At 44.0% G+C, this 11,994-nt stretch carries 14 protein-coding genes and 1 pseudogene; 2 read left to right on the top strand and 13 right to left on the bottom strand.

What is annotated here, in order from left to right; genetic code table 11:
- Window positions 1–5 precede the first annotated feature (5 nt).
- From ACFSR7_RS12890 to ACFSR7_RS12880, 3 genes are all read right to left on the bottom strand, one after another.
- Window positions 6–1,415: a TniQ family protein gene (locus ACFSR7_RS12890; protein ID WP_378162083.1), complete on the bottom strand. Its 1,410-nt coding sequence runs from the start codon at window positions 1,413–1,415 to the stop codon at window positions 6–8.
- 577 nt (window positions 1,416–1,992) lie between these two features.
- Window positions 1,993–2,349 carry a hypothetical protein gene (locus ACFSR7_RS12885; RefSeq protein ID WP_378162081.1) on the bottom strand — a complete coding sequence of 119 codons (357 nt, stop codon included), beginning with the start codon at window positions 2,347–2,349 and terminating at the stop codon, window positions 1,993–1,995.
- A 264-nt stretch (window positions 2,350–2,613) separates the two neighbouring features.
- Window positions 2,614–3,600, bottom strand: a complete 987-nt coding sequence (locus tag ACFSR7_RS12880; RefSeq protein WP_378163042.1) for a DGQHR domain-containing protein — start codon at window positions 3,598–3,600, stop codon at window positions 2,614–2,616.
- A 145-nt stretch (window positions 3,601–3,745) separates the two neighbouring features.
- Between ACFSR7_RS12880 and ACFSR7_RS12875 the strand changes: the two genes are divergently transcribed.
- Window positions 3,746–4,090 carry a helix-turn-helix domain-containing protein gene (locus tag ACFSR7_RS12875; protein WP_378162079.1) on the top strand — a complete coding sequence of 115 codons (345 nt, stop codon included), beginning with the start codon at window positions 3,746–3,748 and terminating at the stop codon, window positions 4,088–4,090.
- 49 nt (window positions 4,091–4,139) lie between these two features.
- Here the strand turns inward: ACFSR7_RS12875 and ACFSR7_RS12870 are convergent, their stop codons facing one another.
- From ACFSR7_RS12870 to ACFSR7_RS12855, 4 genes and pseudogenes are all read right to left on the bottom strand, one after another.
- A complete protein-coding gene (locus ACFSR7_RS12870; protein WP_378162078.1) occupies window positions 4,140–4,946 on the bottom strand; it encodes an arsenite methyltransferase in 807 nt (268 codons plus the stop codon).
- A 64-nt stretch (window positions 4,947–5,010) separates the two neighbouring features.
- On the bottom strand, window positions 5,011–5,361 hold the full coding sequence (locus tag ACFSR7_RS12865; RefSeq protein ID WP_378162076.1) for an ArsR/SmtB family transcription factor: 351 nt from the start codon (window positions 5,359–5,361) through the stop codon (window positions 5,011–5,013).
- Window positions 5,362–5,656: 295 nt separating this feature from the next.
- Window positions 5,657–6,643: pseudogene (locus tag ACFSR7_RS12860) on the bottom strand (flavin-containing monooxygenase); the annotation flags it as partial.
- Between the two features lie 153 nt (window positions 6,644–6,796).
- Entirely contained in the window at window positions 6,797–7,234 is a 438-nt protein-coding gene (locus tag ACFSR7_RS12855; protein WP_378162074.1) for a MarR family winged helix-turn-helix transcriptional regulator, read from the bottom strand.
- Between the two features lie 651 nt (window positions 7,235–7,885).
- Between ACFSR7_RS12855 and ACFSR7_RS12850 the strand changes: the two genes are divergently transcribed.
- Window positions 7,886–8,263, top strand: a complete 378-nt coding sequence (locus ACFSR7_RS12850) for a hypothetical protein (protein WP_378162072.1) — start codon at window positions 7,886–7,888, stop codon at window positions 8,261–8,263.
- A gap of 250 nt (window positions 8,264–8,513) precedes the next feature.
- Here the strand turns inward: ACFSR7_RS12850 and ACFSR7_RS12845 are convergent, their stop codons facing one another.
- From ACFSR7_RS12845 to ACFSR7_RS12820, 6 genes are all read right to left on the bottom strand, one after another.
- Complete coding sequence (locus ACFSR7_RS12845; protein ID WP_378162070.1) at window positions 8,514–9,509, bottom strand: NAD(P)/FAD-dependent oxidoreductase; 996 nt, start codon at window positions 9,507–9,509, stop codon at window positions 8,514–8,516.
- Between the two features lie 33 nt (window positions 9,510–9,542).
- Window positions 9,543–9,776 (bottom strand): ferredoxin, encoded by a 234-nt coding sequence (locus ACFSR7_RS12840; protein ID WP_271755245.1) that lies wholly within the window; start codon window positions 9,774–9,776, stop codon window positions 9,543–9,545.
- A gap of 131 nt (window positions 9,777–9,907) precedes the next feature.
- On the bottom strand, window positions 9,908–10,102 hold the full coding sequence (locus tag ACFSR7_RS12835; protein WP_378163041.1) for a heavy-metal-associated domain-containing protein: 195 nt from the start codon (window positions 10,100–10,102) through the stop codon (window positions 9,908–9,910).
- 44 nt (window positions 10,103–10,146) lie between these two features.
- Window positions 10,147–10,404 (bottom strand): glutaredoxin family protein, encoded by a 258-nt coding sequence (locus ACFSR7_RS12830; RefSeq protein ID WP_271755246.1) that lies wholly within the window; start codon window positions 10,402–10,404, stop codon window positions 10,147–10,149.
- A gap of 14 nt (window positions 10,405–10,418) precedes the next feature.
- The gene (locus ACFSR7_RS12825; RefSeq protein WP_378162067.1) at window positions 10,419–11,039 is read right to left on the bottom strand and encodes a nitrite reductase; all 621 of its coding nucleotides are present in this window, start codon (window positions 11,037–11,039) and stop codon (window positions 10,419–10,421) included.
- 24 nt (window positions 11,040–11,063) lie between these two features.
- Complete coding sequence (locus ACFSR7_RS12820) at window positions 11,064–11,981, bottom strand: hypothetical protein (protein ID WP_378162065.1); 918 nt, start codon at window positions 11,979–11,981, stop codon at window positions 11,064–11,066.
- Between the last annotated feature and the right edge of the window lie 13 nt (window positions 11,982–11,994).

Genomic DNA, 11,994 nt, shown 5'->3' with positions numbered 1-11,994 from the left:
ACTCTTTAACATTCATAATTCGATACAATTTGTATATTCCCCTTTTTATCTTCATTTTTTTCTAATGTGGGGCTATTCCTAAGCCCTAATTGGTATCTTGTCAATAAATAATGATCTTTAATCCCTCTCTCCCTCATTACAGCTGGCCGACTTAAGTGTCCTTCTACTCTTCTTACAGTAGGTAAATACCCTGCTTCTTGATTTTCACGAATTGCCTTAGTAACCTCATTTTTCAAAGTCTCGATTCGTGCTGCCTTGAGATTTTTTAGATGCCACTTCCGTTTTTTCGCTTGCTTTCTACATAACCGAGGAAAATGATCGTAAAGAGTTTTCTTATTACATGAAACAAGCACCGCCATTTTTCTAACAGGTACTTCCCCTGTCCTTAGATCACTAACGATTCTTACAAGATCTTCTTTAATTTCGGAGTATGGCTTAGTCGTAATATCGACATTTATTTTTACATTTCGTTTTGAATAAATAACAGGATCGATACCATTTGAAATTACGCCATTATAGAAATTCGTGATACTGAGTCCATATTTATTACAAATTCTAATTACTTCAGTTAAAGGGGGAAGATTCGTTCCGTTTAGCCACCCCCAGAACGTTGTTTTTGGTACAGATATCTTTCGTGCAATCTCAGCCGATGTGATGGATTCTTTCTTTACCAATAGATTTAAGGATGAAATTAAGCTCGCTTTTTGTGGAGCGTTATTACAAACTAAGAGTTCTTCGATTAGCTTCGAAGTTGACTCTTGTTCTAGACTAATCGCAGATTGAGGCTTCTGGTTTTTTTCACCTAGCCATGTATAACATTTCGAACAGTATCCTACCCTACTATGGCGAGCAAGAACAGGAATCTGCTTTAAGCAATTTGGGCAAACCTCCTCTAACTTTCTTTGATGAAAACGACAAATTGAATTATTCTTCAAGGTCCATAATAATGGCTCATATATGGTCGTGTTCGATCTCTTCATATTGTCAAAACATGTAGGGCACCAAGCTTTATTTGATCTAAGTAGCCCACGATCAGGTACAACATTTGATAAGTGAAAAAGTGTAAGGTGCTGAGCATTATTCATCCCGGTTAAATCATTTATCATTGAGGAAAACTCATTTGAGGTTCCGGACGTTCCATTGATAGTATGGACCGAATCAAAATAATACTCCCCCATTCTCTTAAATTTGCCTCCTGAATACTGATTATTTAAATATGGAATGAACACCAAATTAAACAGATTACTTACTGTTAAACAGTGTTCCGCTGCCAATCTTGAAACAAAACTAGATACGCTCTCCACCATATTCGTTCCTAAGCCAATGGGCTGTAAGGCATACAATTTTGATAATCCCAGAGGATTCTTAATATGTTCCTCTTCGAATAAAAAATAGGGATATTCAATCATCATCATCAGATACGCCCCCTCCTATTTCGAAGTTGTACTTGCTTACTCCCCCTTAAAGACTCAAACTCACGCACCGTTAATCGAAAATGCAATGATACTAAATATATTATATTGATAATTCGATAATCAATTCATGAAACTACTGTTTTCCGGCTCGCGGCATTCCTGTAAGAGCATGACACAACTTTTGTTGTCGTCAACCGGCCTCACGTAAACACGAAACAGAACTCAAGGACAATACGCTGGCGTGTTCAAGGACTGGGAAGGAAAAGCGTCGCTCATGACGCTCCTTGCCGCCATTAGAGATCTCCGTCAAGGGATCCAGAGATGTCCGGCCACTCTTGAAAGTTCGAAGTAAAGAGGGGGGGGATTAAGCAAGCCAGCGATCGTCGCAGCAGAAGCTGTGTCTATCGGGCCGAGCGAAGAAATGACGGCAGCTCAAATCGAACTGAGCATGCTCCACGCTCCTTTGGCAGTACAATCTCTTCAGCGAGCAATAGGCAAACATCATGAAGCAAGTCCGGACGAGCCTGAAGGCTTTTCGAAGCTGCGCGACTGCGGTCGTTCCGGGAGGGCAGGGTAATCACCGTTGAGGGATAATCTTTTTTAAAAACTCTTCAATAAGCAATAACTTTTCATCCGGCAAATTTTTGATACGCTCAATTAACTTCTCTCTTTCAAGAATACTTGCAGTTGGGGTAACGTTTTTTATTATTTTTGCACCTAACCGATTAGTCAATTCATTTATATTCAGAATTTTTTCGGCGAAATCTTCAGCATTGGGTTCCATTCCCCAGTACTTGTAAACGGATTGATAGTATTTTTCAAAAAGCTGTCCGGCTTGGGATTCATCCAGATCCATACTTTGTTTTATCTTTTCAATTACAGCCTTCTTATATACATCTTTAATTGAACGTTGCGAAGAGTTATTCTGATTCATATCTGTTCCACTCCTTGAGCCAGCCAGGAAGCTGCAGTATCCGTACTCGTCGATCCTCAGATTTCCTTCCCATTCCTTGTATTTGTCTGAATCCGCAATACCTGATCACGCGGATTGGAAACTGACAGGACTTCTTCTTCCCTCACGCGCACGGGGCGTTGAGTGCTACTTTATCATGTTCGGGAGCTCGCCGAAGGGGCTAAATTGAACCTCTAAACGAGAATGGGATACTGTCCCTCTCTCGAAATTGAAAAAAAGCTTCCCCTAACCGGGAAGCATTTGTTCTTTAAGATCCGATGCAAGCGTCCTGGACCCACTCATACCTTTTAAATATTTGAGCGGTCCTTGGGCAGACCAGTCCACGGAAAGTTTCTTAATATATTTAGATATAGCAGCTAGATCAACATGTTTTTTACCTTCAGGCATGCACTGCAGCAAAACCTTATGACCTACAATGGATAACGCATCTAGACAGACAATGTGCGTTAGTCGATATTCTTTATAATCCGACCACTCTGTTGAAAAGGCCTGCCGGATTGCATCGTAATAGCTCAATGCAACCGTTAGTTTTTCTTGCTTAGATAAACTAGAAATTCTATAATCAGCGGTCAACAAATGCAAAGTTCGATAAACGTTCTGCAGCGTTACATGGCGCCCCTTACTTCGTTTACCTATAATCGTCCCTATATTATAAAAGGGGCTGTCCTTCCGAACCATTAATTCAGTTGCGACCCAACTAATATCATCAGAGTCTCTTCGCAGAAATTTACTTAAGGAAGGTCCGATCCCTTTTGCTTTGGTATTAATCGTATCAAACAGCTTTACTTCCTCATCTTCATCCAACGAATGAAACGCAAGGAACGGAACATTCAAATCAGAATTCGTCTCAGCAATATACTTCTGAATTCCACCCATTCTGTGCTGGCCATCCATCAATGATGCTTTTCCTTTACAAATAAGCCTTCCATAGCTAGGACGTTGCTTATCGTATGAAACGAAATCCCAATTAGACGCAGCGTTGAGCAGAATCGGTGTAAAAAGTGCATCTTCGCCTTTGGACAAGTAATTGGCGAAGTCCTCACATCTTTTGATATCCACCGGCCTCTGGTATCCCTTACCGGATGGCATATCAAATGGTTTAACATAGGTTAACTGTACACCTAAGGACGCGGGAATATGACTTTGGTACGCGACTTTTCCACGCATCTTGCATTGAATTACATTCTCTATGACGACTGGACTAGGTAGCATATTCAACGCGTAAACTCTCCTTTTTTTAAAAATAATCTACTTTATATTCTAGGTATTATATTGCCGTTTTACAAATGGTAATAGGTAGTATCAGACTCTTCATACTTTCATTTAACTTGCCTACTCTTAAAGAGAGGTGAGTTCGATGTCCAATCTCTTGCTGCACGTGGGAAGAAAGGTAAGAGAACAACGTAAAATTCGAGGTCTATCTCAGGCGGAACTCGGTAGAGTAATTAAATTAGATCCGTCATACTTAGGCAAAATTGAAAGAGGAGAGGCTAATCCGACGTTAGACACTTTGAATGATCTAGCCACTGCTCTAAATATCTCACCATTCGAGTTTTTTGAAGCCGGAGCAAAACGAACATATACAGAAAAAACAGATCTTATAGAGAACATCACGATTGGGTTACACAAAGCCTCCCTAGAGCATCTAAAAGTAATTTCAAGAATTGTAAAAGATGCTTTATTGCTCATCAATAAAAAATGACGTTATCAAATTGATAACGTCATTTTTGCTTCTCGAATGCCCCTTAGCCTTAAGCCTTGACTGCTTCTATAACGGCAGATTGAATAAATTCTTCTATGTTTGCGCCGGGTTCCCAATCCTTAATAAATTGACGAGACTCATCCTTGGGCTCCACAACAATATTTACAAACCCGCTCGATTGAAGCATAGCTTTGACATCCTCCACACTTGAAGCTCCAGAAATGCAGCTTGCGAGGGAGTCCAAGTTATTTTTAATCTCCGTGGGCAATTCAGCAGTAGTTACAATATCTGAAATCGCTAGCCGGCCTCCCGGTTTTAAAACACGATATGCTTCGTTAAAAACCTGCTTTTTATCCGGAGACAAATTGATAACGCAGTTTGAGATTATGACGTCAATTGAATTATCCGATATCGGCAAGTGTTCGATCTCGCCAAGTCGAAATTCAACATTAGAATATCCGTTGTTTTTTGCATTACTGCGTGCGCGGCTAACCATTTCAGGAGTCATATCCACTCCGTACACCATTCCTGTGTCCCCGACTTGCTTAGAGGCCAAGAAGCAATCAAAGCCTGCGCCGCTGCCAAGATCAAGTACGACTTCTCCAGGCTTCAATGCAGCGATCGCTTGTGGGTTGCCGCAGCCGAGACCTAAATTAGAGCCCTCAGGTACCGCCGATAGCTCTTGCTCGGAGTAACCTAGTTTGGCGGACACTTCATCCGATGTCCCGCAGAAGCTTGATGAGCTTGTTGAAACACTTGGAGAGCAACAACTCGAATCCGAGTTGCTGTGGATAGCAATTTGTTTATAGCGATTTCGTACATGTTCTCGTACTTCATCATTTTGTACCTGGCTCATCGTAATCGCTCCTTTAAATCAATAATTTTTGATTAATAAAACAATCGAAGTCCCGTAAGGGAGATCACGAACAGCAATCTCTTTGGCGCACATCTTCTTTACGGAAAATACAGCATAGCTCAGGAGAGAGCAGACGGTTTACTTCGGCATGATTGAGCTCATAGTAGCTCCAAGTGCCCTTGGTTTCGCGTGTGATTAATTCAGCATCAAGCAAAATCTTCAGATGATAAGAAAGCTTAGATTGAGACATATCAACGATTTCCGTAAGATCGCAGACACATACGCTTCCTTTTTGGGTAAGCTCATACATGATTTGCAGGCGCTTTTGGTCGGCTAGTGCCTTAAATTTGGCTTCATACTTGGAAAATTCTACAGGATCTCCTGTCACGATGTTGACTGGAAGTTCTTTTATCATGTAGATGCCCCCTTTAGCAGCAAGCCGGACAGCAAGCCATAACAGGTTGGTTAGCGGCAAGTAAAGCCCCTTCGTGGTTAATACGATTCGAGTGCCCATTGTGAGCTCGATCTTGCATCCACATCCAACTTTGACGGGAGTCTTTTTCCGTCGCCTCTTCCTGCATTTTCATTTGAGATTCCATTGCAAAAGGAGTCAGCATGTTAGCAGCCCTCTATTCATCAATTTATTTTGATGAATTTAGATTAGCACAAGAAAGAACGCGATATCAAGCCCAAAATCAAATATTTTTGATTTAACGATTCTGACTTAGGTGTCGAACCAGTTTACGGGTGACATATTTCGCATCGTTACCCACTCCACGTATTGTCGCAGATGCAAAGGAGCGTTGCCCGTATAGGCCTACGTAGTACAATCCAGGTACAGAAGTGCTTACTCCTGCACGTTGTAACGGGCCTCCTTGGTCGTCTAAGGCTGAAAGAGATTGAAGGTGACCAAGTACTGGACGGTAACCTGTCGCCCAGATGACGGCATCTACACGCTCTTTACTGCCATCCTGCCAGATCACTCCTTCCGCGTCTAACGCAGTAAACATTTGAATTTGATTGGGATTCCCTGAACTCACTCGTTCTTCATATCGATCTAGATCAATGACTGAACCGGGATTAGGGGCAGAGAGTCCAAACCGCCAGAACGGGAATGTGTCGAAACCGGTAACTCTCAACCAGAAGTGAGCGTCTTTTCCTCCTAATCGCTGTTTCATAAACTGAATTGGCCTTAATACGGCTAAGCTGACATTTCCCACATCTGCTAATTCCACGGCGATCTGAACGGCTGAATTGCCGCGTCCGACAACAACCACTCGTTTGCCCTTGAGTGTCTCAGGACTTTTATATTCAGATGAGTGTAGGGATATCCCTTGATAAAGGTTATGGCCAGGGATGTGAGGCGTATAGGGATTGCTGAAGGAACCGGTAGCATTAATAATAGCCTTTGACCTGTAACTCTCCCCATCCGTGGTATGAGTAACAAAATAAGCTCCATCTTTCTCAACTTTGGTTACCTGACGATTAGAATGGACCGGAAGCTCGAAGGCTTCTTTGTATTTGGAAAAGTACTGGATTACCTCATTCTTAGTTGGATAACCATCAGGCTTACCTGGGAATTTCATTCCTGGGAGCGAAGAGAATCTGGCTGGTGAAAACAATTTGAGGCTATCGTAATACTGTGGCCAAGAACCAACCGGCTGCTGCCCAGATTCAAGAATTACAAACTTCATTTTTCTTTGCTTGAGATATTAGCCTGAAGCCAGTCCTGCCTGACCACCTCCGATAACAACAACATCAAACGAATCAATCATATGCAAGATCTCCTTTCCATTAGTTGAATATTTCAAGTAATGTATATAAAAAGAGGAGCTGCTCTCGCTCTTGGATCATCCGCAGCATACGGGAAGTTTCTCCATGGACTCGTTTAAGATTCTCAATCCTTGAATAACCGAATTCTTATCAGTCTCACTCATGCTGGCGAAAATCTGATTCAAATAACCCGTAATTTGTTCATCGATAACGGTGGCGACAAATTTCCCTTCTGTCGTCAAAGTTAAAACATACACTCTTTTATCCGATTCGGATGCGTGTTTGGCCACCAAGTTTTTGCGAATCAGCGTTTGAATCTGATGACTGAAAGCTGTTATTTCCACCCCAAGCGTAGCCGCAATTTGTTGCATCGACCGCTGATGCTGCCGGTCAATCTCATAGAGGATCTGACTTTGAATTAAGGAAAGCTCTTGACCACCGACTGAGCAACAATTTTTATTCAACAGCCCTAATCGCCGGTACATTTGCTGAAGCATTAGGCGGACATCGTCCATGATTATCACCTCAGTTGTTGTTATACATCATTTATTTGAAATTTTCAAGTTATTCTTAAATTGCTGATATGGAATGAGTCCAAAGAAAATAAAGCTTTGACTGGATTCATTGATCCTACGCGGATTTCTGAATCGCTAAACCGTCAAGCATCAAATAATAAGTTTTAGACTGCCTCGAATATAAACCAGCGACAGCCTAGGAATTGGAAATAAATCCCTAGGCTGCCGTCGGCTTACGAATTATCGTTTATCGTTAATTTACTGCAAAGTTCAGCTGATTTGAACTGTTTCTCGCTACCGACTTCTGCCTATTTTCAGACCGTTTCCTGTGGCTTTATTCCTTTTTGGTACCAAAATCCTTTTTTTGTATTTCGTGCTTTTTTAACTTTTCTAGAATTTCGATCTCACAATCGATACATACCGCAACTGGATACTTGTTGGAGTATGGGAGCAAGTACTGATTAGATACTGGAATCCATTTTGTTTGCTTGCATGAAGCACAGAATATTTCAACTAAGGATACCGCAGTGAACACCTTCCCTCAAATGAAATAATTTATGCTCGAGCTTCTTTAAAGGAATCAGACATTTGTCCAAGCACTATGTAAAAAATTACATACTATACTGCATGCCATTTCAGGGGGGGAAGGATATGCCCTTTTCAACAGGTACGGTAACCAATACCAGAGATACCGGTACAGCTGCATCCAATATCGTTCTGAATGTTAGAAATTTGGATTTATTTCTACCTGTAAGCATCGTAGTCAAAATTTTTGCTTCTGTTAACTCGGACACCTTTTACACCGCATATGTATCTTCCTTTGTCGTTCCTTTGGATTCATACGAAGTAATGACATTTTTCATTGGTGGCAATGTCGCCTATGAAGTGCAGATTAACGTTATATCTTCTTCGACACCTAATGCGCTTGTTACCGTCTATGGTATCGATGAATTTGGAAACCTTGTAAACGATCAGGGTTTTTCACAAGCGGAATTGAGTTTTATTCCACTTCTTAGTCCGAATAGATAATTAATTCCCCATATTTCAGATTCATTCGCCCGGGGGCTCCCGGGCTATTTTATTTGTTTTAGAAATGTTTCTCGCTTCTGAAGTCATCATCAAACTTTGTGAGGATATTTTGTCCAATCATTTCCCTTCGGTATTCGGAATGAGCAATGGAACATTCACGCTCCCTAGATGATCCGTCACAAAAAAGAGGACACCCTCCCTTCGAGCCGGATTCGAACCGGCCTACTCGAAGGAAAGATGCCCTTTTTACTTACATTTTCATATTGCTGCTATGCCCGGGTGATAGTTTGGCTGCCGGATCGATGTAAACTTTGGCATTGTTAATGGCAGTCGGCGCTTCTCCGAAGCCAACGGCAATCAGCTTCAGCTTGCCCGGATAAGTCGAGATATCTCCGACCGCGAAAATGCCAGGAATGTTCGTCTCCATCTTCGTATCGACAACGAGCGAACCGCCTTCGACGACAAGTCCCCACTCTCGGATCGGTCCCAGTGAACTAACGAAACCGAAATTTATGATGACTTCGTCAACATCGACCAGCGTCTTCGTTTGGGTCTTCACGTCGGTCAGCACAACCCGCTCGATGCTTTCCTCTCCGTGAAGCGCCGTAATCTCGATCGGCACGACGACATTAACTTTGGACTGCATAAGCAACTCGACGCTATGCTCATGAGCCCGAAATTTATCACGGCGATGAACGAGCGTCACCCGCTCTGCGATCGGATCGAGCATCAGCGACCAATCCAATGCGGAATCACCACCGCCGCTAATGAGCACTTTCTTACCACGGAATCGCTCCAGATCGCTGACGAAGTAATGAAGATTCGAATTCTCGAAACGCATGGCTTCCGGCAGTTCCAACCTGCGCGGCTCGAAGGCACCGACACCCGCAGCGATGATGATGGCTTTCGCATGGTGAATAGCGCGATCCGTGACGATCTCAAACGATCGCTCACCGAGCTTGCGCACAGCCACCACCTTCTCCTCGAGTCTGACGTCAGTTCGGATCAAATCCATCTGCTTCTTTAAATGATCGACAAGCTCCTGGGCTTTCACTTTAGGAAAGCCGGCTACGTCGTAGATATTCTTCTCCGGATACAAAGCGGTGAGTTGGCCGCCGAGCTGCAGCATACTTTCTATTAGCGTAACCGACATCTGTCTCATGCCGCCGTAGAAGGCGGCGAACATGCCAGCAGGACCGCCTCCAATAGTGGCTATGTCCGAGTTTGTGTTGATTTTGTCGTACATTCTCTAATCCCCCCGAAGCAAGTCTTTCTATAGTTAGGAAAATGGCTTGTCAGACATCTTGATTGAATCGGTGGGACAGCCGTCTACCGCATCTTGCAATTCTTCCCACAAACTTTCGTCGATCGCCGATATCCCACGATTGTCGTCTCCCTTGAATATGGCGTGGGCCAAGCCTTCATCGTCGTAGTCGAAAATATCGGGTGCCGCCGCTCCACATGCTCCGCATGCAATGCAAGTATCCTTGTCCACGCATGTATATTGGGCCATCTTATACGCTCCTTCGCTTTTTTTCCAGTATGATTTAACAAACCCGGCCGAAGCTCGACCGGGTTTTCTCTTTAAAACGCTAATTTCAATTAGATTTTCCACAAAGCCGATGAATTCGTATGAACGATATATTACAACAGAACGGCGTTATATCCTTTTTTCTGAATGGCTTCCTGAATCTCGGAAATTTGAACTTTGGCTTCGTCAAACCGAATATCTACCGTGCCCTGCTCAAAATTAACGCGACCTTCAGCGCCGATTCCAGGGATCGCACCCTCAATATTAGGAACACAAGAACGGCAAGTCATACCCTGTACTTGGACGATTGCTTCTTTAATTGGTTTTCACCTCCTTTTTGAACGATAGTCATTTAGCCTTCAAGGAGTTTACTTATTTCATTCAAGTTCTCGGCAAAACCGACATATACCTGGTCCTGGATGACGATGGTCGGTACGACTTGCTTTCCTGTCAGTTCCAGAACTTCTTTCGCATATTCGATATTTTCTTGGCAATCGTAATCTACAAAGGGAACTTGATGCTCATTGAAATAGCGTTTGGCAAAGTGACAGTCGCTGCAGGTCGGGATCGAGTAAATTATGATTGGTTCTTTCGGATCGATTTTCGGCATGGAAGTTCGCTCCTTTAGGCGACGATTTGTTTCAATTGCTCCAGCGTGATCCGGTCTACGAATTTGCTGAACTTCTCTTTTCCTTTGGCTAGTTGCTTGTAGAAATCAATAAGCGTAGATAAAACAGGAACAAGTCGTTCCTCCGTTATGCCGGAGACAAATAGCCGTCCAGTCAGAACCTTGACACCCTTGGGTTCTCCTCCAACGTAGATATCGAACGTGTCCCTCATCTTGACAACAGCGATATCTTTCACCAGTGGTTCGCTTGTGCCCAGTGCGCAGCCTGCGTAGCCAATCTTCAGCGGCGTGGGCGTCGCAATGCCAGCGATCGCCCGATTCAAGATGCGAGCCGCCTCCAGACCGGCTTCTTCCGCGCCTTTGCAAAAGTTGCAGGCGATCAGGCTTTTCGTTGCAAACCCGGCCGGATACACTTCCAGGCCGGCGTGCTCCAGTTCATCCTGAATGGCTTCTCGCTGATCAAGAGGCACTTCCACGTAAAGCTGCTTGAACGAGGTCATTTCAATTTTGGCGTCTGAACCGGCAACCGTACCGATCTTTGCAAGTTGATCCGGCGTAAAGAGACTGCCCCCGACTTGAATCGGAGGCGATACCGCCAGTTTCGTCTTGTCTCCCATGATCAATCCCCCTCTAGGCATCTGTTACTTCACATTTACAACGAACGGCACAGTGAACACTTCGCCGTTGTGCTGAAATTGCCCCCAAATTTTGAACGTGCCGCTTTGCGGAAAAGAAGTCGCGAATTTCGCCTCCGGCCCAGTTGCTTTCTCATCGATCGGATGAACATGTAGATACTGTTTCGCATCCTCCGAAAGAATCACGACATGGCCGACCGCGCCCAAATAAGGCTGCAGATCATTGATCCCCTTCTTCGTCTTCGCGTCGCGAATGTTGAAGATCAAGGTAACGTCTTCTTTCGGTTTCGCGGCGCTCATAGAGAGCTCAATTTTCTTTCCATCGACTTCTTTCACCAGATTTGCGTCAGCTACAATCGCGGTGTGCGTGCCTTCCTCGCCTTCCACCTTTACCCACTCGCTGAGCGTTGTATTGGCTCCGCCAGTCGGAATAAAATCCGCAAACACTTTGTACTCGCCGCCAGCCGGGAACGACGTATTCACCGTAAAAGTGCCGTCTCCCTTAAACTCTGGGTGAATGTGGCTAAAGAAAGACAAATCGTGATTGACAATAATGAGATGAAGCCATTTCTCATGATTGACATCATATTGATTTACCGGGTTTCCGTCCTTATCCTTCACCTGAATGGTCAATTCCGTTTCTTCATTTGCTTTTGCTGCGCCTGCAGGGAAGGCAAACGATGCTTGAAGATTCTCTGCCGTAGGTTTTGCATTTGAGCCATGGCCGCCGTGGCCGCTTCCGTGATCCATCTCTTCCGCCCCCTTCTCGCCTACCGGCTTTTCGTCGTTCGGTTGACCACTGCTCGCTCTATGACCGGCATGGTTATTTCCACCTGCGTGATTCTGGTCCCCTGCTTTGCCGCATGCGGCCAATAAGCTTAACGCAAGTATCGCCGCAGCGACGAGGATGATTTTCTTAATCATGCTTGATCAACTC

It is taken from the genome of Cohnella sp. GCM10020058 (genome assembly GCF_042683485.1).
GTDB lineage: Bacteria > Bacillota > Bacilli > Paenibacillales > Paenibacillaceae > Cohnella.
The sequence above is the reverse complement of the archived record's forward strand: the minus strand, read 5'-3'. Positions and strand labels throughout refer to the sequence as shown.